Below are 25,257 nucleotides of genomic sequence, written 5' to 3' on the forward strand. Positions count from 1 at the left end.
TGGAAACGTTGGCATATATGCTTTAAATTAGTGTTATACTTTGCTAGTTGAATAAGGTAGAATACTAATTATGAATAATTAATGATAAAGGGGTTACTGGTTTCATGAAAGATTTTGAACAACAATTGGAGGGGCTATTAAAGCAAGCCTCTTTGCAATACATAATTTATCAGCATAATGGTGATACAGAGCGCATGGATAAAACATCACTTTTTGCTCGAAAAATTCAGCAAAAAGAGTATGTGATTGGCTTTGCAGGCCATTTCTCTGCAGGGAAATCAAGTATGATTAATGCGCTGTCTGGTGAAAATCTACTGGCATCTAGTCCAATTCCAACAAGTGCGAACATCGTAAAAGTCCATAAATCAGAGGAAGACTATGCGATTGTTTACATGCACAATGAAAAGCCTGTAAAATTTGAGGCTGGCTATGATTTTAAAACAGTAAAAGAGCTAAGTAAAAATGGGGATTTAGTGTCACAGATTGAGATTGGACACAGTGCCTCTACACTACCACTAGGTGTCACTGTAATGGATACGCCAGGGGTAGACTCCACAGATGATGCACACCGCATGTCAACGGAATCAGCATTACATATTGCTGATATCGTATTTTATACAATGGACTACAACCATGTGCAGTCGGAATTAAATTTCCAATTCACAAAGCAATTAATGAAATATAATCCAAATGTTTATTTAATTGTCAATATGATTGATAAGCATAAAGATAATGAATTGAGCTTCGAAGAATTTAAAGCAACTGTTCATCAATCCTTTGCAGCATGGGGTGTTGTACCGAAGGGTGTTTTCTTCACATCATTAAGAGAGCCTGAACATCCACATAATGATTTTGAGGCAGTAAAGAAAATCGTGATGGACAGTATGAATGATTGGCAGGAGCAGCTTGTACAAACAGCTACGAATACATTGCGTTTATTGCAAAGCGAGCATGACAATTATTTAATGGAAGAAAGACAGGATCGTTTAGCAATTGATGAAGAAATTTTAAGTGCGGATGACTGGGCACACCATCAAGATATTTTAGAGCAATACAATAAATTAAATCGTCAGGTTGAATTATTCTCAGTAGAAGCTTGGAACGAAACGTTTGAGGAGCAACGTAAGGAGTTGCTCGCGAATGCTGCAATTATGCCAGCTGATTTACGCGATCGCTTACGCCTTTATTTAGAAAGTATGCAGGAAGGCTTTAAAGTTGGTGGGCTCTTTACTGCAAAGAAAAAAACAGAGGAAGAGCGAAACCGACGTAAAGAGGATGCGTATAGTGCCTATCAAAATGTGGTCCATGCACAAATCACGGGGCATTTAAAAGGCCTTATGAAAAAGGCATTGAAGGACGTTAGTGCATTAAACGAGGAACGTGCCGCTGCCATTGATGCCTATGTATTTGACTTACCTTTTTCATTAATTGAGCAGCAAGTTCAAACAGGCGCTATTTTAACAGGTGATGCTGTGCTAAACTTCGCTAACCGTGTCGCAGAAGCAACAAAGCGCTACTTCATTCAGGAGACAGATAGCTGGAAAAATGCGCAAGCGCCAACACTTGAAGCTGTAGCAACAGAAACTGCTGCACCGTCAAAATTAAAAATGGCGGGTATGCAGGACAAAGTAGATGCCATTAATGCAGTCCTTGAAATTGAAGGCTATCAGCAATATAGTGCAAGCACTATGCATCAAGCGAGCAATGAAATTCGTCAAGTTGCCAATCAACAGCTTACAAATTGGGAACAATCATTTAAGCAAGATTTAGCAGAAATTCGATTATTTGACGAGTCCATGTTGCAGCCAAAAGAGCAAATCGTCCAACAAGAGGAAGCTCAGCAAGCTATTAGTGCAACGACTCTACCAATCGAAGGTGTGATTAACCGTGCACTCCATACTGCCAATGCAGTCAAAGAGGTGCAAGGCTTTGCCGAAGTTGCCCAATACCTTGAAAATAAAGTAGAACGTTTACAGAAAAAGGATTTTACGATTGCTTTGTTTGGCGCATTTAGTGCTGGGAAATCTTCCTTCTCGAATGCTTTAATGGGAGCCAAGGTGTTACCTGTATCGCCAAACCCAACAACTGCGGCCATCAATAAAATTCGTCCAGTTACACCTGAGCACCCACATGAAACAGCGGATGTACAGCTTAAAACTGCAGAACAAATGCTAGAGGATATTCAAGGCTCCTATGCGGCGATTGGTTTGTCTGTCTCGTCATTGGAGGAAGCCTATAATCGTGCTGATGAAGGGCTTGCCGTTCAGTTAACGGACGAACGTTTAAATGTTCATAAATCATTTATTCGTGCCTATAAAGAAGGCTATCCAACCTTTAAGTCTGAGTTTGGCTCTATTCTTCGTGTAGACCGTGAAGAGTTTGAAAAATTTGTAGCACAAGAGAATAAATCTTGCTTTGTTGACAATATCGACTTCTATTATGATAGTCCATTAACACGTATGGGCGTGACACTTGTTGACACGCCAGGAGCGGACTCTATTAATGCCCGCCATACAGGCGTAGCATTTGAATATATTCGTAATGCTGATGCCATCCTATTTATTACGTACTATAACCATGCCTTTGCCAAAGCTGACCGCGAGTTTTTAATCCAGCTTGGTCGTGTGAAGGATGCATTTGAGCTTGATAAAATGTTCTTTATTGTCAATGCGATTGATTTAGCAACAACGGATGAAGAACAGGAAGATGTAAAAGGCTATGTACGCTCAGAGTTACAACGCTTTGGCATTCGCTTCCCTAGACTATATGGGGTATCTAGTCTTTTAGCGTTGAAGGAAAAGGTAGAAGGTGCCGATTTAACATCAGGTATGCCACCATTTGAAAAAGACTTCCATACATTCTTAAATGATGAATTGAGTGCATTAGCCGTTCAAGCTCTTGCAGAGGAAGTTGATAAAACAGAGCAACGTTTGGCGGATTTAATTGCCCAAACAGAGGAAAACTTAAAACGTAAAGATGAGCGACTAGAGGAATTAGCAACACTTGAAAAGCATATTCAATCGAAGTTCAGTGTGCTGAATACGAGCATGTTAGAGAGTGAAACAAAACAGGAGCTTGATGAGCTACTCTATTATGTTCTTCAGCGTGTTTATTATCGTTACCCTGAGTTCTTTAAGGAAGGCTACAATCCTTCTACCTTTGCTGCAATGCCAGCACAGCAAGCGTTGGAGCATGCATTAAAAGAAGTGATGCAAAGCTTGCGTTTTGATTTTACTCAAGAAATGCGTGTAACAAACTTCCGTTTATCGCAGTTCATTAGCAAAAAGATGCAACAACGTTTTAAAGATGAAGTGCGCGAATTGAAAGAGTTAAATCGAAGCTTCTCATTCCTAGCCTTTGAATCCTCTGAGCCAAATTTATTGGATTTTGAAGGACCGTTTGCGGATATTTCCAAATATGCTAGCGTAAAATCTCATTTCCGCAATCAAAAAGCTTTCTTTGAAAAGAATGAAAAAGTGAAGCTGAGTGAGGCATTAGAAGCTGTAACAAAACCAGATGCACAAGATTATTTAGATGCACAGAAAGTTTCCCTCATGACATGGGCGATTACGTTTATAGCAGAGGAAGCCGAAAAATTACGTTACTATATCTATCATCAAGCGCTTGAACAAATTGACACAGAAAGATTAGCCTTACAAGAAGAGAGCCGTTTAGCTTCTTGGAAAGCGATTTACGCACAATTACAATACGCATGAGGTGATTCCAATGGGAAAAGTATTCAAATCAGTGGATGAAATTCAGTTTGATAACGTCCGTTTTATCGATGCTCGTTTCGATCTTCAGGACAAAGAGGCTGGCAAAAAGGCATTCGAGGAGGGTCATGCTACTGGTGCTATCTATATTGATTTAGAACAGCAGTTATCGGATATGGACAGCAAAGACGGTCGTCATCCGATGCCAAGCAAAGAAAAATTGGCATCCGTTTTTCAAGAACTAGGATTACGCTATGAAGATCAGATTGTAGTTTATGACCAAGGAGCAGCTCCATTTGCCCCACGCGCCTGGTGGATGCTTACCTACGCTGGTTTCCCAAATGTAGTGATTGTCAACGGAGGTGCCCCTGCGCTTGAGGCGAAAATTCCTTTTACCAAGGATATTATTAAATATCCACCAACCATCATTGAGTTTGATTGGAAAGATGAGCTTTACGCACCACGCCAAGCCGTAAAAGCCATTGTGGATGGAGAGGTGAAAGCCACTTTACTTGATGCGCGCGCTGCTGAACGGTATAGAGGGGAAGTAGAGCCATTGGATAAAGTAGCTGGCCATATCCCAACTGCGAAAAACTTTGACTGGGAGCAATTGAAGTCAAATGGTCAACTAAAGGCAAACGATGCATTACGTCAAAAAGTTACACCTGATGAACAGGTTGTTGTTTACTGTGGAAGCGGCGTAACCGCCTCTCCGCTTTATGCTGTATTAGCAGATGAAGGCTATGAAAACATCCAATTATATGTAGGCAGCTTCAGTGATTGGATTACAGAATATGACGTGGAAAAAGGCACAAACGAATAACAAGAAACGCTCACTTCGGTGGGCGTTTTTTTAGCGCTTAGAGAAGTGGATAGAAAGCATAAATTGATGGATAGAACAGAAAAAGAGGTGGATAGAAAGCTTAAAATAAAGGATAGGCTTCATCGAGGTGGATAGAATGTGCAAAGTGATGGATAGAACAGAAAAAGAGGTGGATAGAAAGCTCAAAGTGAAGGATAGGCTCCATCGAAGTGGATAGAAAGCATAAATTGATGGATAGAACAGAAAAAGTAGTGGATAGAATGTACAAAGTGAAGGATAGAACAGAAAAAGTAGTGGATAGACTGCTCGAAGTATCAGATAGCACGATTAAAATAGTAAAATGTACTTAGAGGATCAAAAATAAACACTGTTTACTTTTTAAATTTAAGATGATAAAATATTCTTAAAATTTAGAAAAGGAGTGTGTGTATTGGTGCATGTTGGAGAAAAAACATATAGTTTTCGAGAATTTATTGACAAAAGAGATGCTATGAATGATTTAGATAATCCTTTTTTATTACAAGTTTTGCAACAGTTTTGTCATGAAACATGGGATGAGATGCTGCCGAGACTGGAGCCTTTTGTGAAAAAACTATCATCGGACTGGCGTGCAATAGCTGCTGAAAGTGCACGTCCGGAAAATCAGCCTAAAATAAGACATTACAATGCATATAATGAGCGCATTGATCGCATTATTCGTTCAAACCAGATGCAACAAATGGAGAAAGACATATTTGGACAGGGTCTATTTTCTAAGGAACAGTTGAAAAATGAAGGGATCATTAAGCGCTTTTTTTTACATGGTAATGGAGAAGCTGGTATTACTTGTCCACTAGCATGTACAGACGGACTGGTTGCTTTAATCGATCATTTCAAGGAGGAGGTTCCTGATGAAGTAAAGCGTATATATGAGCATGTGACAGAAGGCTATGAGGGACATTTTGGCATCGGTGCACAGTATATGTCAGAGATTCAAGGGGGATCAAACATTCCAGCGAATGTACTAATGGCTAAGCCTGAGGGCGATCATTATCGGCTATTTGGCAATAAATTTTTCTGCTCAGCGGTGCATGCCGATTATGCTGTAGTGACTGCGCGCATCGAGCACACTGATGATATTGCGGTGTTTATTGTACCTACTTGGCTTCAAGGGGATAAGGAAAAAGAGAAAAGAAATCATCACGTGATCAATCGTTTGAAATGGAAAATTGGTACTGCAGAGTTACCATCAGCAGAAATCGATTATCAAGGAGCTATTGCTTATCGCGTAGGCCCACAAAATAGAGGTGTTGCTCTTGCTGTTAGTATTGTTTTAACCCGCTCAAGGTTGGATATTGGATTTGCTAGTGGTGCTTTTTTAATGAGAGCAGCACAAGAAGCTAAGCTATACGCAAGCTTTAGATCAGTATTTGATCGGCGCATTGATGAATTTCCAATGGCTGCAGCACAGCTTGAGGATTTAGAATATGCCGCTAAACGTATTGTAGGCTCAGCCTTTTATATTTACCAAGCGTTTCTTCAAACACAACAAGAACCTAATACTCTTGAAGCGTTCGTTGTGCGTGAATTAATTTTATTGCAAAAAATTTATGCTTCTAAAGAAGCTGTAGATAAGCTAAGGTTGGCTATTTCTATTTTTGGTGGACATGGGGCGATTGAAGATTTTTCAGTCATTCCAAGATTGTTTAGAGATAGTCTAGTAAATGAATTATGGGAGGGGCCAAGAAATGTTTTATTATCTCAGATATATAGAGATCTTGTGAAGATGAGACCGCAAATTTCTATTTATGATTTAATTGCTAGTATTCTTGTAGATAGCTCGACGAAGGAAGTAAAGCGGTTTGCAGAGCAAATCGAACAATTAATGCAAGTGAATTTAACCGCGTTACCAAACTTTGAAAATCGACAAGCAGCAAGGAAATGGGAACAAATCTGGGAAGAGATTTTTACCTTATTCCAGGAACAAACGATAAAGGATATAAAGGATTTACCAATTGCACTAGATTAGTATGTGGACAAAAATTGTTTAGGGGTGACAATTATGAACATTAATATTGGTAAGTTATTACAGGATCGTGCAGTTTTAATGGGGGAGAAGGAGGCTTTTATTCACAAAGACAAGCGGTGGACATTTCAACAAATGAATGCGAGGGCCAATGGCTTTGCTCATTTTTTAAAGAAGCAAGGTTTTGCTAAAGGGGATCGTCTAGCGATTTTATCCAAAAACAATGAGGATTTCATTGCAGTGTTAATGGGAGCAGCGAAAATTGGTGTCATCACCGTTGTTTTAAATTGGCGTCTACAAGTGCCGGAGCTTCAATATATTGTGGAGAATAGTAAAGTAAAACTCATTGTTTATGATGTTGATTTTGCGTCAATGATGCAAGCATTACAAGTACAAGGTGTCAATACTGACATTCTATCACATGCAACTGTCCCTTCCTTGCAAGCTATTTTTGAAGAGAACAGTCAAGAACCTGTTTATGATGCAAGTAATGATGACGTAGCGCTTATTATGTATACATCGGGTACAACAGGTAAGCCAAAGGGAGCGATGATTTCCCATAATAATTTATTGGCTGCTGGGATGGGGTTATCGCAAACCATCGATTGGTGGGAGGATGATCGTTTTTTAATGGTGGCACCATTTTTTCACATAGGTGGCATCGCTCCGCTCATCACAAATATTCTGTGTGGTTGTACAATGGTACTCATGGAAGCGTTTGAACCTATGGCAGCTTGGAAAATTGTCGAACAAGAAAAGATTACGACCATGATGACAGTACCAACAATGTTAGCATACTTATTAAAAACGTATGAGGTTGCTAACGCTGACTCATCTTCTATTCGTAACATTACCTGTGGTGCTTCATCTGTGCCTGTGCCACTTATTTTAGGATTTCGTCAACTAGGTATTCCGATTCAGCAGGTATATGGTATTACGGAATACACAGGGGCAGTGACAATATGGAAGGAGCAGATGAATAAAGATAAGTATGATTCTATGGGCAAATCGATGATGCATGGTGAAATAGCCGTAGTTGATGTGAAATCAGGCGAAGTGTTACCTGCAGGTGAGGTAGGAGAAATCCGCTTACGTGGCCCACAAGTGTTTGTTGGCTATTTCGAAAATAGGGAAGCGACAAAGCAAGTATTAAAGAATGGTTGGTACCATACTGGAGATGTTGGTTATATAGATCGTGATGGCTACTTATATGTTGTTGATCGAATAAAAGATATGATTATTAGTGGCGGAGAAAATATTTATTCTGCAGAATTAGAATTAGCTCTTGCCAAACATCCAGCTGTTGCTGATGTAGCGGTGATTGGCATGCCGGATGAAAAGTGGGGCGAGATTCCAAAAGCTTATATAGTGGTAAAACCAAACATATCGATAACAGAAGCGGACATAATGGCGTTTTGTAAAGAAAATTTAGCTTCTTATAAAGCAGTGAAAGAAATAGAGTTTGTTGAACAGCTTCCTCGCAATGCTGTTGGAAAATTACTCAAGCATCAGTTAAAGCAGGTAGTCAAACAACCATAAAAAAATAAAAGGCAGGTATTATTTTTCCTGCCTTTTTATTGTATGGACCAAAAGATTTGTTAGTTGCTTAATATGTTGCAAATTGGAGTCTGATGAACGACCAGGTAAATTTTTATAGGTAATTAATAGGCCATTTAACGATGCGAAAAAAAGTTGAACAGTATGTTTAAGATGGTCATCAGGGAGATGTTGTCTTAAAGCTTCTCTGAAAAGTGAAAATAACTCATCGATTATGTCATGTAGCTCTTGTGAGACATTGCCATGTTGTTCGTTTTCTAGCATGAAATAGGTCATCATATGATATAAATTATCGTGCATATACATGTATTCTATATATTTTGTTGCCAGTAATTCGAGTTGATGATCTTGTCCCTCGACGGTTTGGTGCAATACGTTTAAAAGGCTGGAGCTTTCAATTTTAAATGCCGTCATAAATAAATGTTGTTGGTCATCAAAATATTGATAGATTAGACCTGGAGAAACGTTTGCATGTTTAGCGATAGCCCGCATGCTCACCTCAGCAAATGACTTTGAACTAAATAATTCGATAGCGGCATTAATAATATTTTCTCTATTGATCGTTTTCTTCTGTTGTCGTTTGGATACATGCTGAACCTCTTTTGTCTCCATAAGTATTGCTCCTTTACACTTTATATAAATAAGATTCTATAAAAAACATCAGATATTGACAATCAAATTACGTGATACTTAGTGTAATAAAATTGTATTTTTTAAGATAAATGGATTTTTTTGTGTTAACTGGGAGGTAAGCAAGTCCAGTTAACACGCAACTGTAAGAGTGTTAAAAACTTTTCATCATTGTTAGTTAGAAATTTTTACAAATGACTGGCAGGTAGTCATACATTGCTTTTGCTGACTGTCAATATATGTTTATTTCTTTATGTGTTAGCATTTCGGAAAATATGTAAAGAAAAATTCCGTTGTTGTTATCTATTCGCAAAAATGACTCGCCATTCATTATATGCTACACTTTTTTGTACAAGGGGCAAAGGGGGAAGAGGATGTTTACACGTGAGAAAAGTATAGAGATTGAACAGCATCATGATGTACGATGTGCACATGGTAAAGTAGCAGTTCAGGGGATTGGCATGAGTGTGTACAGTTTTTTTGTGGATGGGTTACTGATTGATACAGGCTCCTATTCGCTGTCGCAGGAATTCCAATCCTTTTTTAATGAAATACCAATAGAGCAATTGGCCTTAACGCATTCTCATGAGGATCATGTAGGCAATGCTGCATGGATTCAACACCATCATAAAAATGTACCTATCTATATACACCGAGATTCAGTCAGCATTTGTGCAGTGGATGGAGATTATCCGCTTTATCGTCAGGCACTTTGGGGGGAACGACCGGCGTTTGTTGCCCAAGCAATTGGCGATACTATTCAAACGAAATCAGCTACATGGGATGTCATTGAAACACCTGGGCATACAACAGATCATTTGTCGTTTTACAATCGGGAAACAGGTGCTATGTTTACAGGAGATTTGTTTATCCAGCCAAAGACGAAGGTTGTGCTTGATGAAGAAAACATCGTACATACCTTGGCGTCTTTGAGGAAAATAGTCAACTACGATTTCGATGTCGTCTATTGCTGTCATGCGGGCTTTATAGCAGATGGGCGAACAAAAATACAGGAAAAAATGGCTTATTTAGAAGACATGGAGGGAAAAGTAAAGCAATTGTTTATGCAAGGTTATACGATTGAAGAAATGACCAAAACAATTTTTCCTCGTGATTATCCGATTACGAAAGTATCTGGGGAACAATGGTCTTCCAAGCATATTATCACGGCTTTTATCCATCACTTTACGCAGGAGTCCTTAACATAAGGGCTCTTTTTTTGTTGGTTAGCTGTGACTTACATAAATACTTTGAGATACATAATAAAAAACTTTGTGAAAAAATGTGAATAAATTGTGACAAAGTCAATAAGGACAATGGATGCGCTTACAAAAGTTTGTGAAAAAATTCTCATTTACATAAGAAAAATACTATGTGAAAAGTTGAACAGGCTAAATGGCTCTATGTGTACACTTTATAATGTGTTAACAACTGCATTAATTATCTTAAAATAATTGATTGTGAAATGTTTAATTTGACAGAAAAGTGTAATGAAAGTCATTAAATAATGGTTTTTTGAAGATTAAAATAAATTGACAGAAAATTCGTTGACTATATTTTCACAAAGTATTATGATTCTGAAATATAATAAAAATTCAAAGGGAAAAGGATGGGATGGAATGGACGTAATGAAAAAGGCATTAGAAATGCATGCACACTATAGCGGGAAATTAGAGGTGAACTCAAAGGTACCTGTACAAGATTCCTATGATCTTAGTTTGGCTTATTCACCGGGGGTAGCAGCGCCATGTGTAGAGATTGAGAAAAATCCTTCGCTTGTGTACGACTATACAATGAAGGGCAATATGGTAGCTGTTGTGTCGGATGGGACAGCGGTTTTAGGGTTAGGAGATATTGGACCAAAAGCGGCATTACCTGTAATGGAAGGGAAGGCGATTTTACTAAAGCGTTTTGCCAATGTTGATGCTTTTCCAATATGCTTAGATACAAAAAATACGGATGAAATCGTCAGCATTGTGAAGGCGCTTGCCCCGACATTTGGTGCGGTAAACTTAGAGGATATTTCAGCACCAAGATGCTTTGAAATTGAAGATCGCCTACGTCAAGAATGTGATATTCCCGTTTTTCATGACGATCAACATGGAACAGCGATTGTTGTAGGAGCGGCGATGATAAATGCTAATCGTATTGTGAAAAAGGATGTAGCAACGATGAAGGTTGTGATTAACGGTGCTGGTGCTGCAGGTATTGCGATCTTACGCATTCTTGTGCAAATGGGCTATAAAAATATTTATATGTGCGATACAAAGGGTATTATTTATGAGGGTCGTACAGAGGGGATGAATCCGATTAAAGAAGCGGTTGCTCATTTGACAAATCCTAATAAGCAACATGGTACACTGGAGGATGCACTAACAGGTGCAGATGTCTTTATTGGTGTTTCTGTAGCCAATCTATTAACGGAGGCACATATTGCGTCCATGAATGAAAATCCAGTTGTCTTTGCCTTAGCTAATCCAAATCCTGAAATTACGTATGAAAATGCCAAAGCATGGGGAGTACGTGTTATGGGAACGGGCCGTTCTGATTATCCAAATCAGATTAATAATGTTCTCGCATTCCCTGGTATTTTCCGTGGTGCTTTAGATGTGCGTGCTACGGATATTAATGAGTCGATGAAGCTAGCTGCTGTAGAAGCCATTGCCTCCCTTGTGAGTGATAAGGAACTAAAGGAAGAATATATTGTGCCTAAATCTTTGGACGAACGCGTTGTGGCAATCGTCTCACGCGCAGTAAGTGGGGCAGCTGTAGAATCTGGCGTATCGGAGCTATTCCAGCAAAGTACAGCACTATCTGTTTAATAAAATTTAAAAAAGCAGATAGAGAAAAGTTACAGGCTTTTTCTCTATCTGCTTTTATTATTATGCTGTGTCGATTAAACAAAGGCTTTATCTCGAGTTTTTACATCATGCCAACACCAATAATACCGATGAGTATGACAAAGAAAAGAACAAATAATACGATGAAGATAATAATGGCTGGAATAAAGATGGTGAAGAAAGCCATCCAGTTTGAAATTTGATGTGCTTCAGCGACTACACCTACAGAAATAACAAATGACCAAATCGTCACAATGATGCTTACTAAAATAGTTGGCCAAAAAATCCACGGTAATGAACCCATAAAATTAGGATCCAATAATGAATCGGGTGAAGTCATTAACCAAATAATATAAAGTGGAACCAGCACGATATATGGGATTGCAGTTAAGCTTAACCCCTTAAATAAGTCCGAGTAAGTCCCAGTACCTTTAAATAATTTCCCGAATAGCCAAGAGATGAGTGCAGAAATAGCTGTGCCAATCATACCTGCGATAGGAGCAAAAATGACACATAATAGGACTAAAAGCCATGGCGAAAAATCAGGAAGAAATTCTGAATCAATTAATCCAGACATAAGGGAGCCAATATAACCAATAGACAAAACCAAAATTGCAAAGCCGATAGATTTTTCATTAATCATATAACGAGTCGTTTGCTTTGGATGCATCCAAACCGATAAAAATGGATTTAGTTTTGACCTTTCTTCTTTTGATGTCTCATTCAAGTTTTCCATCAAACTACCTCCAAAATAATAGAATAATTGCTTGTTACATATAGTTAATATACGAGTGAAGTAAAGAAAAGTTTCATGGAAAATAAAAATAAGCCCACACATAAAAAAAGAGTCGTAATTGTCGACTCTTTTTAGGGTTGTTTCTATTATTCAGCTAACATAATTTTCTCAAGTTCTAACGGCTCAATATACTGATCACCTTTGTAAGCACGCATATTACCGCCTGAAATTTCATCGATTAATAAAATTTCATTCGTTTTCGCATCGCGGCCGAATTCTAATTTAATGTCATAAAGCGTTAAGCCTTTTTTAGCAAGCTCTGCCGCTACAAATTTGGAAATTTCAATTGTACGTTGTTTTAAAATGGCGTATTCTTCATGAGTTAACAGGTTTAACATCGCTAAAGCATCTTCAGAAATTGGAGGATCTAAACGATCATCATCTTTGATTGTTACTTCTACAAAGGAGTCTAAATCTTGTCCTTCCTTTACATAGGCACCATAACGGCGTAGGAATGAACCAACTGCCTTAAAGCGGCAAATCACTTCTAAACCGTTACCGAAAACAGTTGCCGGTTTTACTGTCATGGTTGCATCTTCGAAGTTAGCATCAACGAAATGAGTAGGAACCCCTTGTTCGTTTAATTTTGAATAAAAATAAGAAGTTAAACGTAAACCAGCCAAGCCAGCCCCATCAATTGTTAAACCAACAGTATTTGCACCTGGATCAAACACGCCGTTTTCTCCTGTAACATCGTCTTTAAATTTTAATAAATAATGACCATCTTCTAATTTGAACACATTTTTTGTTTTACCTGTATACAATAATTCCACAAAAAACCCTCCAATATTTTTCATAGTACTCTAAAATTATAACACGAATGTTCTAAATATTTAATGGTAAAAATGTTCGTTTAAAACGTTTATTTTGATGTTTTATAACGGAATTGAAAATAAAAAATAAGGTGATAACGAATGTTCGTTACCACCTTGGTTGAAATTAAGAATATTCCGAAATCAAATCCTAGGAAACATTGAAAATAGAAGGTTATTAATAGACGCCTTCAGTAAGCATTCCATCTGCTACTTTGATAAAGCCAGCAATGTTTGCACCAACTACTAGGTTACCTGGGAAGCCATACTTTTCAGCTGCTGCTTTGCTGTCTGTATAAATATTTTTCATAATTTGATGAAGTTTCGCATCTACTTCTTCAAATGACCAAAATACACGGCTAGAATCTTGTGCCATTTCAAGAGCAGATACTGCAACTCCACCAGCATTCGCTGCTTTTGCTGGACCAAATAATACGCCTGCCTCTAGGAATTCATTGATTGCTTCAAGGTCTGATGGCATATTAGCACCTTCACCGATTGCTTTCACACCATTCGAAATTAATGTACGAGCTGACTCACCGTTAATTTCATTTTGCGTAGCACATGGTAGGGCGATATCACAAGGAATTGTCCAAATACCTGTACAACCTTCTGTAAAAGTAGCATTTGGTCGGTAATTAACGTAAGTTGAGATACGGTCACCTTTTACTTCTTTAATTTCTTTGATGGCATCTAAATCTAAGCCTTCTGGGTCATAGATATAGCCTGAAGAATCTGAGCAAGCAACCACTTTGGCACCATACTGTTGCGCTTTTTCAATGGCATACGTAGATACATTACCAGAACCAGAAACAACCACTGTTTTACCTTCGAATGAGTCATTAGCATCCTTTAGCATTTCGTTCACAAAGTAAACAGTACCGTAACCAGTTGCTTCTTTACGTGCTAAAGAGCCACCATAGCCAGGAGTCTTACCAGTTAATACGCCTGATTCATTTGCTTTTGTTAAACGCTTATATTGGCCCCATAAATATCCTACTTCACGAGCACCTACGCCAATATCACCAGCAGGAACATCGACATCTGGACCAATATGGCGGTATAATTCAGTCATGAATGCTTGGCAGAAACGCATAATTTCTGAATCTGATTTACCTTTCGGATCAAAGTTTGAACCACCTTTACCACCACCGATTGGCTGCCCTGTTAAAGCATTTTTAAAGATTTGCTCAAAGCCTAGGAACTTAATGATGGATTCGTTTACGGAAGGGTGGAAGCGAAGACCGCCTTTATATGGGCCCATGACATTACTGTATTGTACACGATAGCCACGATTTACTTGTACTTGATTGTTATCATCTTGCCATGCTACACGGAAAGAAATAATGCGATCTGGCTCCACAATACGAGATAAAATATTGGCTTTAATATATTCAGGATGTTGCGCGAATACGGGTACTAATGAGATGAAAATTTCTTCAGCTGCTTGTAAAAATTCAGCTTGATGACTGTTCTGTTGTTTAAGTTGCTCAAATACGCCATCTACGTATTCTTTTGCTAATTGTTCATTGCTAACAGTTGTAATTGTCATAAATAAAACCCCCATTTAGTTGATAGATGTATCGTATATCTATTTTTCAAACTATTCAATAAAATACTTTTAAAGTTTGTGAAAAATTGAGCAAGAGAGGTTGTTTTGAAATTATATTAATATAATTTAGTTCTAAGTGATTCATCTAATTACGAGAAAGGAATGATGCCTTATTGTGAAGGTTCTTATAGACGCTGATGCCTGTCCAGTCGTGGATTTGGCACTATCTATATCATCTGAGTTTGAGATAGAAACTATCTTATTTTGCGATACATCCCATCGTGTTGAACGTGATAATGTAATAACAATTATTGTACCCAAAGGTCCAGATTCGGTTGATTTTACGCTAGTGAACGCGCTTTCAAAACACGATATTGTTATTACACAGGATTACGGATTAGCAGCCATGGTTTTAGCACGAGGGGGGTATCCGATTGATCAAAATGGACGAGAAATGTCTGATGAAAACATCGAACGTTTGCTCGATATGCGACATGTTGGTCAGAAAATTAGAAGGGCAGGTGGACGAACAAAGGGACCTAAAAAAAGAACACAAGAAAACAATATTTCGTTTGAAATGAAATTTCGACAAATTTGTGAACGAGCAATTTTAGCCCATAAACTGGAGGAATCTACAGGTGAAAAATGAACATAAACACGAACTATTTGAACAATATCCGCAGTTGAACGAACTAGCAAATAAAGCTACTGTATTGTGGGAAAATACAAATTGGACGAAAAATCCTGGAACAACGCTCTTTACGATGCCTGAAGTGGATGATGCGGAAGCAACATTACTACGTTTTTCTTCTTATTTAAAAGTAGCTTTTCCAGAGCTTCTAGAAAGCGAGGGTTTAATTGAGTCAACGATCAAGGCGATTCCTACAATGAAAAATGCTATTGAACAAGCATATGGTGTGGCGATTCCTGGCCAATTGCTTTTAAAATGTGATCATGCACTACCGATCTCTGGCTCAATCAAAGCACGCGGAGGAATTTATGAGGTATTAAAACATGCAGAAAGGCTAGCTTTTGCAAGTGGAAGACTCAAAGAAGTGGATGATTATGCGATTTTAGCAACAGAAGAATTTCAGTCGTTCTTCCAACAATATACGATTGCAGTAGGCTCTACTGGAAATTTAGGATTAAGTATCGGCATTATGGGCAAGAAGCTCGGCTTTAATGTCGTTGTACATATGTCGAGTGATGCCAAGGAGTGGAAAAAAGCCTTACTGCGTGAAAAGGGTGCGACAGTGATTGAATATGAAGCTGATTACAGTGTAGCTGTTGAGCAGGGGCGACAGGAAGCTGAGCAAGATCCAAAATGTCATTTTATTGATGATGAAAATTCTAAGGATTTATTTGCTGGCTATGCCGTAGCTGCCAAGCGTTTAAAGGAACAGCTAGAAAGGACGAATATTTCAGTGGATGAAGCACATCCATTGTTCGTCTATTTACCATGTGGCGTAGGTGGAGGACCAGGTGGTGTTGCCTATGGATTAAAAGAAATTTATGGTGAGCATGTGCATATTTTCTTTGCAGAACCTGTTGCTTCTCCTTGTATGACGATTGGGCTGATGACAGGCTTACATGATGCAATTAGTGTAGAAGATATAGGCCTTGACAATCGAACAGAAGCGGATGGGTTAGCTGTTGGACGCGCCTCCAAATTTGTAGGAAAAGTGATGGAGACCTATATAAGTGGTTGCTATACAGTATCAGATGAAGAATTATTTACATCTCTAGGATTAGCCATGGAAAGTGAAGATTTATTTTTAGAGCCATCTGCACACGCAGGGATGTTTGGAGCCATTCGTTTATTGCAACAAGGTCAATCCTATCTTGAAAAGCATGCATTAGTAAGCCATCTCCCACAAGCCACACATCTCGTATGGGCCACTGGTGGCAGTATGGTCCCACCTACAATGCGAGCTGCTTATTTAGCAAAGGCCAAGGAATTTAATTAAAGACGATGTGGAGCTATGTTTGGATGGAAGCTCGACCTCTATTAGTTAGATCCCGCTCGAGCATAGGGTAAAGCATTCAAATAGTGAGATGCCCCGCTCCAATAGGAGACCAAAGAGCTCGCAAAATGTATGGATCCGCTCAAGTAGGAGACCAAAGCGCTCACAAAATGTGTAGACCCGCTCAAATAGGAGTCCAAAGAGCTCGCAAAATGTATGGATCCGCTCAAGTAGTAGTCCAAAGCGCTCACAAAATGTATGGATCCGCTCAAATAGGAGTCCAAAGCGCTCACAAAATGTGTGGATCCGCTCAAGTAGGAGACCAAAGCGCTCACAAAATGTGTGGATCCGCTCCAATAGGAGTCCAAAGCATTCACAAAATGTATGGACCCGCTCAAACTGGGGTCTTAAGCTCTCAAAAAGTGAAGCAACCTGCTCAGATTAGCGTCCACAAACGCGCAACGCAACTTCAAGTTTAGTAGAAAAAAATCCAATTAAAAAACAGGTGGAAAATTCTCCACCTGTTTTTGCTGTTTTAACGTTGTAGTGCTTTACGTTGTGCGGCTAAGTATACTTCTTGTGCGGCAAGGATGCCTGCTCCTAGTTCGAAATCATAGGAGAAGTCTTGTAGGGCAGCCTCGAGTAGGGAAACGGCTTGTAAAATGTCACTTGGGAAGCAATAGCCCATATGGCCGAATCTAAAAATTTTACCCTGTAGATGACCAAGTCCGCCTGCGAAATCTAAATGATAGTGTTGCTTAAGGTGCGTCAAAAATTCACCAAGATCAATTCCTTGAGGTGTTTTAATTGCTGTAATAGTTGGAGAAGCATATTGATCTTCAGTTAATAGCTCAATGTGTAATGCTTGCATTGCATTTCGCACCATGTTTTTCATAAGTTCATGGCGGGCAACCGTTTGCGTAAAGCCACCTTCCTGTTCAATTAACTTACACACCTCGTGCAGTCCATAAATCAGTGTGATAGCAGGGGTATTAGGTGTCATGCCCTTTTCCGCCCAGCTACGATAGCTTTGAAGATTCAAATAATAAGCAGGTGTTTGATTTTCTTCAATGACTTTCCAAGCTCTTTCGCTTACGCTGACAAGAGAGAGTCCAGGTGGGAGCATCATTGCTTTTTGAGAGCCTGTCACGAGAATATCAATGCCCCAAGCATCCATTTCAGCAGGAGCACCACCGATACAGCTTACACCATCAACGATAACGAGGGCATCTGTTTCTTCACGGATTACCTGTGCTAGTTCAGCAACAGGGTTTAAAATACCTGTGGATGTTTCATTGTACGTAACAAAAACGGCTTTAACAGTTTGTAATGGCTGTAAAAATGCTCGTAGTTCGTCTGCTGTGCAAGCTTGTCCCCATTCTTTTTCAAGCTTATGTACGTGGAAGCCATATTGCTCACAGATAGAAACGAAATAGTCGCCAAAAGCTCCAACTGTGATGACGACAACCTCTTCACCAGCAGATACCGTATTAACAGCCGCAGCCTCAAGTGCAGCAGTCCCGCCTGATGGTAAAAGTAAGATGTCCTGTGTCGTACCGAAAATGGGCTTTACTAATTCAATAGTTTCTCGGTATAATTCTACAAATTCCTGACTACGATGACTAAAAATATCCCGATTCATCGCAAGCTGTACCTTTTTTGGTATCGGTGTTGGTCCCGGATGTCTTAAAATATTTTCATACATATTCATCAATCCCCTTTGTTAGAAATTCTAAATTTTCTAACTATAATAATAGCATATTTATGGTGCTAGCTAACTACTTTTTTGAAAAATGATGGAAGAGATTGTCATTGTGGTACAATTTTTAAAAAGGAGGCTGTGCGAATGGAAACATCCATGCATTATCCATTTATCTATTTCTTCTACGGCACAAACCAGGTGCTAGTATACAAAATTCAAGCGCTAGAGTATATCACAATAGAAGATGTGATGAGGAAGGGGGAATGGCAGGGGTATGAGCTTGAGCCATCTGAATCATTTACAGCATTCCATCATGAACAAAGCACCCCTCAGCAGGGATGGTCTTTCTTTATGGGGCAGGAAGAGCTCTATCATTTGGTAGAAATTATGAATGATTATATTCAACAGGTCATAACCACTACTTCTGCACAAATGGTACATATTGTTTGCTCGGAATCTGCAGCAGGCTCCTTACGAGCGGCGCTTGCTCCACCGAAATATGTGATCGGGTTTCCAGAGGATTTGTCGATTGGACCATTGTGGAAACTCGATGAAAAAAGAGGACAGGCATTCCGTGATGAGTGGCTAAGAGAAAATATGAATGATGGAGTGGATGATTTTGTAAATCGTAATAAGTTGATGAACACAATTAGAGAGATACAGGATATTCCAAGCAACCTGCCGATTTACATTTGGTGTGGGTACAATGCAGAAGAACAGTGTGGTCTTAGATTTCTACTTTATTTATTACGTGATAAAACCAATGAAGTTGTGCTTATCAACACAGGTGAACAGCGGGCTATTGACCACCAATGGAACATGGAACTTTATGACATTAAGCGATTATCCACGAAGGAGCGTCTAATTTTTCAGCAGCAGTGGGAAAGTTTAGCGCAGACAAAGGATGTTTGTCGTCTATGGCTACATCAACAAATTCAAGCAGTCCACGAGAATTATTATGATCATTTGATTATGTCAACGATTGGACAACTTCATGAGGAGCAAGGGGATACTGATTTTATACAAACAGGTGTAGTCATCTCAGAGCTATTAACCAGAATGGATGCTCCCCCAAATATCTTCTTTTTAGAATATAGAATTCGCTATTTAGTATATAGCGGGGTCTTTGAGTTAAAGGGAATTCCTAAATCAATGCACCATTACTCTGTGAAATTACGTAAAAAACCTCTTTAGCCTGAGGGCATAAAGAGGTTTTAAAACAATTAAGCAACGAAAGGTCTGTTCATACGCATTAAGCCGTAGATGGCAAAGAACAATCCACCTGTTAGTACCATTAGGATTGTGTATAATACAGCCTTACCTGTTTCACCACACCAGCGGTAGAATAGGCGATACGTGAAATAGAGTGTAAAACCTGCCGCTCCTAAAGAAGCCAGAATACCGATAAATGGAATAAATGAAACAATGATTAAGCCCGCATAAATCAGCGTATTTTTTAAAGCGGTTGCACGTATTGTTTCTCGAGTATCCCCACCAGCTGTCAGCAGGAAGAGACTATATACATTAATAATGGGAATCCAAGCAATATAGGCTACATCTCCAAAACCATTTGTTTTAGATGTCATAAAATAAATAAGTGCACTAATAATGTAGGCAATTAAACCAATTGCAAGAGCGGCTAGTATAAAGATAAAAAATAAACCACCCATGGCTGCATCTAAATCTGAGTAATAATAAGAATCATTATAGTCATAATTCATCAGAAAAACCTCCCTTCATTTGAAAATACCTCCTAATCATAACAATACTCAAGTGTTTAGGCTACAACAATTTAGATGTAATATTTAGTAGAAATCACACAAATGTACTAGAATGATGTGGATTATTTAAGTCTTTAATGATGATTTTTTGAGTACCTTATGATAAAAATACAAAAAATATCCTGAGGAACATTATTATGCTAGTTTTTGAGAATCATTTTCCGTTTTATTAATTTTAACAAGTACGTACAAAAACATTACTATCCTATGATGGTAGATGCACAAGAAATGCCACAAAAAATAAAAATAGCCATCTTAACTACAGTGTAAGATGACTATTTTCACGTGTATTAAATGAATTTGGCGATGTGCTCAAGTTCAATACGGGAAGAATTGTAAGCAGGTGCGGCTGCCTTACCAATTGCAATTAAAATAACTGGGACGATATGGTCAGCTAATTCAAAGCGTTGAGCAAAGGCTTCTTTATTAAATCCACCCATTGGCACTGTATCATAGCCCATGTCTTTCGCTAGTAGCATAATCTGCATGGAAATTAGACCAGCATCAAATGTAACGATATTTTTTAACACTTCTTGGGGAAGTTGAGAATATAGATTGATTGAGTTGTTAATCATTGAATCTTTTGTTGCCTCATTGATATAGCCAAGATCGAAGTTCTTTGTATAGACAGCCTCGGCATTTTCGTACATCTTTGTATCACCTAAAACGGCAATAATTGCTGAGGAAGTTTCTACTTGTTCTTGGTTATTGGCAATAGCACGTAGCTCTTTTTTGACCGCTTCATCCTGAATTACTAAAAAGCGCCAAGGCTGTAGGTTACTAGACGATGGAGCAGACGTTGCTTCTACAAGTAATTCTTCTAATTGTTGCTGCGGGATTTTAAAGTTTTCATCGTATTTACGAACGGATTTACGCTCGTGCATAACTTTAGTTAAAGAACTTTTTGTCACTGTCATTATTTTGTCTCCTTCATGGTATGATGCGTTTTTTACTATACGATAAATGAATTCATTTTCCAAGTAAATTGCTCGAATTAAAGAGTCTTGAATCTAGGATTTAAAAGTTACAAAAAAAACATATTTTTGTAGGTATAATCCATTTATACTAGAGATGGAATAGAGCAATAATAATAGATATGGAGTGAAGGTGAATGAAAAAGCTATTAGGAAATTTAAATATTATGGCAAAAATCGCAATGCTTATTCCTGTCATCACTGTTTTTTTAGGTGGTATGACCTTCCTTAACTATTTGAACGTATCCAATGAACTTGAAAGCTCTATTGAAAATGAAATGTCTATACTAGCGGATGATGTTGCAGGTTCCGTTGAGAGCAAATTGCATGCACACATTCAGCTCATAAATAGTGCAAAGACAACAATAGAATCGGCTGACAGTCTGATGACCAGAGAGCAATTTATTCGCTACGTACAGCAGCTATTGCCTTTCAATAAGGAAACGTATGGTATGGGCTTATGGCTAGAGGAGGATGTGGCAAAGGGAGAAATTTTCGGGCCGTATGCCTATAAGGAAGAAGAAAAAATTGTCTCTACGGATGCTTATGAAGATCCTGCCTATCATTTTCACGAGCAAGAATGGTATCGCAATAGTATCCAATCGAATAAGGTAGTTCATACTGCACCTTATTTTGATGAAGCTCTTGGGGAAATGTTTATCTCATTTGGTACACAAATTGTCAAAGATTCTACGCCCATTGGTGTCATTACAGGGGATTATGTATTAGATTCAATTCAATCCATTGTTTCTGACGTGAAAATTCGAGAGAGTGGTTATGCGTTTTTAATTGATGATAGTGGCAAAATTTTAACGCACCCTGATGTAAATAAAGTGAATAAAGAAACGATCCAGCAGTTGTTGAATATGCCTGTGGAGCAGATTTCTGAGCAAAAAAAGTTAATACATACAAGCAGTGAGGGTAGTGATTTTACCTTACAATTTATGCAAATACAAGATATGCCATGGAAGCTAGTTTTACTGGTTCCGACAACTGAGCTTTACGGCGAAATACAGGCAATGCTCCAACAGCAAATCGTGATTAGTGTTGTTCTAATCTTGCTAATCGCAATTAGTATTTATTTCCTTGCTCGTTATATCCGAGGGGAAGTGAAAACGATGAATACTCATTTAGGCTTTCTTGCTACGGGTGATTTAACGCAACAAATGGCTGTTCAAACAAAGGATGAATTTGGTGAAATGGCACAGTATTATAATGACTCTGTGGAAGCATTAGGTTCGATGATGCAGCGCATTGTAGCTGAAACCGAGACAGTTGCTTCTACTGCAGAAGAATTAACGGCAAGTGTGCAAGAGGTCAATAAAACTGTCACAGAAGTTGCTGTTTCTATGCAAGAGGTGGCAGAAAATACGAGTTCACAACAACAGGTGAGTGGGGAGTTAGAGGGTGTAACAACACAGCTAGGTGGGGATATGAAGACCGCCATGGACGATTTACATGAAGCTGTCCAACAATCACAAAAAACCTCTGAGCTCGCTACTGGCGGATCACAAAAAATACATGGTTTCGTGAATGATATTGTCCACCTCCATGCACAGGTTGACAGTAGTGCCAATCTGGTGAATGGCTTGAAGGAGCACTCGATTCAAATAGAGCAGATGAGTCAGCTCATTTCGGCTATTACCGACCAAACCAATTTACTATCGCTTAATGCTGCCATTGAGGCGGCACGAGCAGGGGAAGCAGGGAAAGGCTTTGCCGTTGTTGCAGGAGAGGTCAAAGCACTAGCTGAACAAACTAGCCGTGCCTCGTTAGATATTGCAAACGTTGTGCAGACGATTCAGGAACAAATGAATGACGCGGTAGAGATGATGGAGCAAAGTCGAAAAATAGCCCATCAAGGCATTGGCTCTGTTCAACAAGCAGGCACGACCTTCGATACAATTGCCAGTGCAATTGAAGATCTCCAAAACACCATGCAAAAGACAAGCAAAACGACAGCAGAAGCTTTTGAAAAGCTGCAGGCAGTAACCGAAAAGGTGCAAGCAATTAGCAAACAGGCACTTGCAACAAATGATCATACATTAAATGTATCGGCCATCACGGAAGAGCAGGCATCTACGATGAATGAGATGTCCGTAGCCTCTGAGCAGTTGGCACAACTTGCTCAAAATCTGCAAGAAGAAGCAACTAAATTCACGATTTAATGGTAAGGTGTACATCTAGGTTTAGGTGTACACCTTTCTAAGATCTAAATGAAAAAGCTTCCCACTGTACATTATTCTTAGGAGCAGCTGATTTGAAATGCTTAATCATTTTTTCTGGTCCACATATAAAAATAGTTGTTTGTGAAGAGAAGGATAACTCATCAATAGAGAGTCTATTTCGCTGTGTTGTATCAATAAATGTGACAGTAAAATGGTCGTTTGCTTGTGCATAATCCTCTAAAAAATCTTTGTAGATGACATTATCTTGCCCGTGAAAAGAATAATATAAGTCAATTTTCTTATCAGGCTTCGTGTGTAAATAGGCAAGAAATGGGGTGATGCCCATACCTCCTGCAATCCATAGCTGCTGTGCATCCCCGCTGTCGAAGTCAAAATGACCATAGGGGCCATCTACAGCAACCTCTGTATGAACCTGAATAAGGTTGTACACCTGTTTGGTATAATCTCCTATAGCCTTCATCGTAATATTGATTTGTTGTCCACACCCTCCAGAAATAGAGAAGGGATGTGGTGCTTTTTCGATCCCCTCTTGAAAGACTTTCAGAAAGAGAAATTGTCCTGGTCGATAATTCAGCTGATTTGTAAGCTTCAGCCTAATTTCCAATACCTCAGGGGTTAGCCTTTGAATGGATGAAATATGACCTTTATAGGGAAAGAACATATCCTGATACATTGTCAGCATATAAAGGGCTGACATAAATCCAATTGTAGTTGTTAGTGCTGTAAAAATCCCTAAAGCTGAGGGTTGTAATAAATCATATTGGCTAGAAAAATAAGCATGATAAATGCCAAATGTATACGGCACAAGTAATAATCGATGAAGCCAGCGCCAATGCTCGTACTTCAGGAATTTTGCAATATAGGCAAGAATGATTAGGATGATAAAGCCGTATTGGGCAAGCTCGCCAAGATCTTTTGCGAATTCGTTGAGTGGTGTTTGTTGTGTTAGCTCTTCATCAGGAATCATTTTTTGTAATTGCCCGTGAATAAGAATCAATACAAGTGAAAGGATTGCTAGTAATTTATGATAAAAATAGACATGCTCAAGACCACTAAACCATCGCTCTAACATTTTTATTCTTGTAGCTAATAAGAATACAAGAAATAAACAAGTTATGGCTAAGCCTCCAATGACATGACTTAGTGTGTTCAATGGATGGATGGGTGCCATTGGTTTGGCAAAATACCAAAGCAAAGCACTACCGCACATAATGAATAAAATAAAAAGTATTCCTTTATAAGCTCTCATAGTTAACCTCCATTACTATGTTTATCCATAATTTAACTAACTATACAATCAGAGAGGAAAAAGTTTCGAGCATACGTTCGGAATGTATGTTCCCTTTTATGTCGAATTATGTTACATTAAGAAGGAAAAATAAGAGAGAGAAGGAGTGGAAGTAATTTATGCAAGGGAATACCCATATTGTTGGGGGCATTACAGCAAGTCTTGCCTTTGCACAGTTTTCAAATGATAACCCACTTGTCTTAGTTGGTGCAGGGGTTATTGGTGCGTTACTTCCAGATATTTGCCACAGAGGTAGTAAAATAGGTCGAACATTTCCCCTCATCGCGAAGCTAGTGACTACAGTATTTGGACACCGTTCCTTTACACATAGTTTGTTGTTTTTAATAAGCATGATGGTGTTATTACATATGTTGATTCCTTATCGAGCGATATCTATTGGAATTATTATTGGAATGGCTAGTCATATCGTACTTGATATGTGTACAAAAAAAGGGGTTAAACTATTTTTTCCTGCGTCTATCTCCATTCGTTTTCCACTTACAACGAAAACTGGTAGCAAGGTAGAAGGGGTCGTATTGATGTTGTTATCGATGCTATCCATCTATTTGAGCTATGAACTAATTGTAAGATTTATTGTTGCGATATAAATAAGAAAGCCCCAGTATTTGTT

19 protein-coding genes are annotated in these 25,257 nt (G+C 38.7%); 11 read left to right on the top strand and 8 right to left on the bottom strand.

Going from position 1 to position 25,257, the window contains the following annotated elements; translation table 11 throughout:
- Positions 1-104: 104 nt before the first annotated feature.
- The 4 genes from MKZ14_RS07665 (at position 105) to menE (ending at position 8,080) form a co-directional block, all read left to right on the top strand.
- Positions 105-3,716, top strand: coding sequence for a dynamin family protein (locus MKZ14_RS07665; protein WP_333005879.1), 3,612 nt, complete (start codon positions 105-107; stop codon positions 3,714-3,716).
- 10 nt (positions 3,717-3,726) lie between these two features.
- On the top strand, positions 3,727-4,536 hold the full coding sequence (locus MKZ14_RS07670) for a sulfurtransferase (RefSeq protein WP_258860621.1): 810 nt from the start codon (positions 3,727-3,729) through the stop codon (positions 4,534-4,536).
- A gap of 433 nt (positions 4,537-4,969) precedes the next feature.
- Positions 4,970-6,544, top strand: a complete 1,575-nt coding sequence (locus MKZ14_RS07675) for an acyl-CoA dehydrogenase family protein (protein WP_339281011.1) — start codon at positions 4,970-4,972, stop codon at positions 6,542-6,544.
- A gap of 33 nt (positions 6,545-6,577) precedes the next feature.
- Positions 6,578-8,080, top strand: a complete 1,503-nt coding sequence (gene menE / locus MKZ14_RS07680; RefSeq protein WP_339280779.1) for an o-succinylbenzoate--CoA ligase — start codon at positions 6,578-6,580, stop codon at positions 8,078-8,080.
- An 18-nt stretch (positions 8,081-8,098) separates the two neighbouring features.
- Here menE and MKZ14_RS07685 read toward each other — a convergent pair whose 3' ends face one another.
- Positions 8,099-8,710 carry a TetR/AcrR family transcriptional regulator gene (locus MKZ14_RS07685; RefSeq protein WP_058844658.1) on the bottom strand — a complete coding sequence of 204 codons (612 nt, stop codon included), beginning with the start codon at positions 8,708-8,710 and terminating at the stop codon, positions 8,099-8,101.
- A gap of 392 nt (positions 8,711-9,102) precedes the next feature.
- On the opposite strand from MKZ14_RS07685, the gene MKZ14_RS07690 reads away from it, so the two are divergent.
- Entirely contained in the window at positions 9,103-9,936 is an 834-nt protein-coding gene (locus MKZ14_RS07690) for an MBL fold metallo-hydrolase (RefSeq protein WP_339280780.1), read from the top strand.
- A gap of 411 nt (positions 9,937-10,347) precedes the next feature.
- Entirely contained in the window at positions 10,348-11,550 is a 1,203-nt protein-coding gene (locus MKZ14_RS07695) for a malic enzyme-like NAD(P)-binding protein (protein ID WP_258860617.1), read from the top strand.
- A 100-nt stretch (positions 11,551-11,650) separates the two neighbouring features.
- Here MKZ14_RS07695 and MKZ14_RS07700 read toward each other — a convergent pair whose 3' ends face one another.
- The 3 genes from MKZ14_RS07700 to gdhA form a co-directional block, all read right to left on the bottom strand.
- Complete coding sequence (locus MKZ14_RS07700; protein ID WP_333006524.1) at positions 11,651-12,304, bottom strand: Yip1 family protein; 654 nt, start codon at positions 12,302-12,304, stop codon at positions 11,651-11,653.
- 146 nt (positions 12,305-12,450) lie between these two features.
- Positions 12,451-13,137, bottom strand: coding sequence for a phosphoribosylaminoimidazolesuccinocarboxamide synthase (locus tag MKZ14_RS07705; RefSeq protein ID WP_004269355.1), 687 nt, complete (start codon positions 13,135-13,137; stop codon positions 12,451-12,453).
- A gap of 217 nt (positions 13,138-13,354) precedes the next feature.
- Positions 13,355-14,728 carry an NADP-specific glutamate dehydrogenase gene (gdhA, locus tag MKZ14_RS07710; protein ID WP_004269356.1) on the bottom strand — a complete coding sequence of 458 codons (1,374 nt, stop codon included), beginning with the start codon at positions 14,726-14,728 and terminating at the stop codon, positions 13,355-13,357.
- Between the two features lie 175 nt (positions 14,729-14,903).
- Here gdhA and MKZ14_RS07715 point away from each other — a divergent pair, with 175 nt between their 5' ends.
- Positions 14,904-15,377 carry a YaiI/YqxD family protein gene (locus tag MKZ14_RS07715; protein WP_258860615.1) on the top strand — a complete coding sequence of 158 codons (474 nt, stop codon included), beginning with the start codon at positions 14,904-14,906 and terminating at the stop codon, positions 15,375-15,377.
- Positions 15,367-16,695: a D-serine ammonia-lyase gene (locus MKZ14_RS07720; RefSeq protein ID WP_339280781.1), complete on the top strand. Its 1,329-nt coding sequence runs from the start codon at positions 15,367-15,369 to the stop codon at positions 16,693-16,695. Before MKZ14_RS07715 ends, MKZ14_RS07720 begins: the two co-directional genes overlap by 11 nt.
- A 532-nt stretch (positions 16,696-17,227) precedes the next feature.
- On the opposite strand, the gene MKZ14_RS07725 is transcribed toward MKZ14_RS07720, so the two are convergent.
- Positions 17,228-18,397, bottom strand: coding sequence for an alanine--glyoxylate aminotransferase family protein (locus MKZ14_RS07725; RefSeq protein WP_339280782.1), 1,170 nt, complete (start codon positions 18,395-18,397; stop codon positions 17,228-17,230).
- 141 nt (positions 18,398-18,538) lie between these two features.
- On the opposite strand from MKZ14_RS07725, the gene MKZ14_RS07730 reads away from it, so the two are divergent.
- Positions 18,539-19,588, top strand: a complete 1,050-nt coding sequence (locus tag MKZ14_RS07730; protein WP_339280783.1) for a DUF1835 domain-containing protein — start codon at positions 18,539-18,541, stop codon at positions 19,586-19,588.
- Between the two features lie 29 nt (positions 19,589-19,617).
- Here MKZ14_RS07730 and MKZ14_RS07735 read toward each other — a convergent pair whose 3' ends face one another.
- Together MKZ14_RS07735 and MKZ14_RS07740 are read right to left on the bottom strand one after the other, a co-directional pair.
- Positions 19,618-20,115 (bottom strand): hypothetical protein, encoded by a 498-nt coding sequence (locus tag MKZ14_RS07735; protein ID WP_339280784.1) that lies wholly within the window; start codon positions 20,113-20,115, stop codon positions 19,618-19,620.
- A 350-nt stretch (positions 20,116-20,465) separates the two neighbouring features.
- Positions 20,466-21,092: a nitroreductase family protein gene (locus tag MKZ14_RS07740; RefSeq protein ID WP_036076309.1), complete on the bottom strand. Its 627-nt coding sequence runs from the start codon at positions 21,090-21,092 to the stop codon at positions 20,466-20,468.
- A gap of 194 nt (positions 21,093-21,286) precedes the next feature.
- On the opposite strand from MKZ14_RS07740, the gene MKZ14_RS07745 reads away from it, so the two are divergent.
- Positions 21,287-23,317, top strand: a complete 2,031-nt coding sequence (locus MKZ14_RS07745) for a methyl-accepting chemotaxis protein (RefSeq protein ID WP_339280785.1) — start codon at positions 21,287-21,289, stop codon at positions 23,315-23,317.
- A gap of 37 nt (positions 23,318-23,354) precedes the next feature.
- Here the strand turns inward: MKZ14_RS07745 and MKZ14_RS07750 are convergent, their stop codons facing one another.
- Positions 23,355-24,587 (bottom strand): ferric reductase-like transmembrane domain-containing protein, encoded by a 1,233-nt coding sequence (locus MKZ14_RS07750; protein WP_339280786.1) that lies wholly within the window; start codon positions 24,585-24,587, stop codon positions 23,355-23,357.
- A 158-nt stretch (positions 24,588-24,745) separates the two neighbouring features.
- On the opposite strand from MKZ14_RS07750, the gene MKZ14_RS07755 reads away from it, so the two are divergent.
- Positions 24,746-25,234 (top strand): metal-dependent hydrolase, encoded by a 489-nt coding sequence (locus tag MKZ14_RS07755; RefSeq protein ID WP_016992497.1) that lies wholly within the window; start codon positions 24,746-24,748, stop codon positions 25,232-25,234.
- Positions 25,235-25,257 lie beyond the last annotated feature (23 nt).

This window comes from Lysinibacillus sp. FSL P2-0066 (assembly GCF_037969495.1).
Taxonomy (GTDB): domain Bacteria; phylum Bacillota; class Bacilli; order Bacillales_A; family Planococcaceae; genus Lysinibacillus; species Lysinibacillus boronitolerans.

Excerpts from the sequence above, each read along its gene's own strand:
- MKZ14_RS07665 (WP_333005879.1), top strand. The coding sequence starts at position 105 with ATGAAAGATTTTGAACAACAATTGGAGGGGCTATTAAAGCAAGCCTCT.
- MKZ14_RS07670 (WP_258860621.1), top strand. The coding sequence starts at position 3,727 with ATGGGAAAAGTATTCAAATCAGTGGATGAAATTCAGTTTGATAACGTC.
- menE (WP_339280779.1), top strand. The coding sequence starts at position 6,578 with ATGAACATTAATATTGGTAAGTTATTACAGGATCGTGCAGTTTTAATG.
- MKZ14_RS07685 (WP_058844658.1), bottom strand. The coding sequence starts at position 8,710 with ATGGAGACAAAAGAGGTTCAGCATGTATCCAAACGACAACAGAAGAAA.
- MKZ14_RS07690 (WP_339280780.1), top strand. The coding sequence starts at position 9,103 with ATGTTTACACGTGAGAAAAGTATAGAGATTGAACAGCATCATGATGTA.
- MKZ14_RS07695 (WP_258860617.1), top strand. The coding sequence starts at position 10,348 with ATGGACGTAATGAAAAAGGCATTAGAAATGCATGCACACTATAGCGGG.
- MKZ14_RS07700 (WP_333006524.1), bottom strand. The coding sequence starts at position 12,304 with ATGGAAAACTTGAATGAGACATCAAAAGAAGAAAGGTCAAAACTAAAT.
- gdhA (WP_004269356.1), bottom strand. The coding sequence starts at position 14,728 with ATGACAATTACAACTGTTAGCAATGAACAATTAGCAAAAGAATACGTA.
- MKZ14_RS07725 (WP_339280782.1), bottom strand. The coding sequence starts at position 18,397 with ATGTATGAAAATATTTTAAGACATCCGGGACCAACACCGATACCAAAA.
- MKZ14_RS07730 (WP_339280783.1), top strand. The coding sequence starts at position 18,539 with ATGGAAACATCCATGCATTATCCATTTATCTATTTCTTCTACGGCACA.
- MKZ14_RS07735 (WP_339280784.1), bottom strand. The coding sequence starts at position 20,115 with ATGAATTATGACTATAATGATTCTTATTATTACTCAGATTTAGATGCA.
- MKZ14_RS07740 (WP_036076309.1), bottom strand. The coding sequence starts at position 21,092 with ATGACAGTGACAAAAAGTTCTTTAACTAAAGTTATGCACGAGCGTAAA.
- MKZ14_RS07745 (WP_339280785.1), top strand. The coding sequence starts at position 21,287 with ATGAAAAAGCTATTAGGAAATTTAAATATTATGGCAAAAATCGCAATG.
- MKZ14_RS07750 (WP_339280786.1), bottom strand. The coding sequence starts at position 24,587 with ATGAGAGCTTATAAAGGAATACTTTTTATTTTATTCATTATGTGCGGT.
- MKZ14_RS07755 (WP_016992497.1), top strand. The coding sequence starts at position 24,746 with ATGCAAGGGAATACCCATATTGTTGGGGGCATTACAGCAAGTCTTGCC.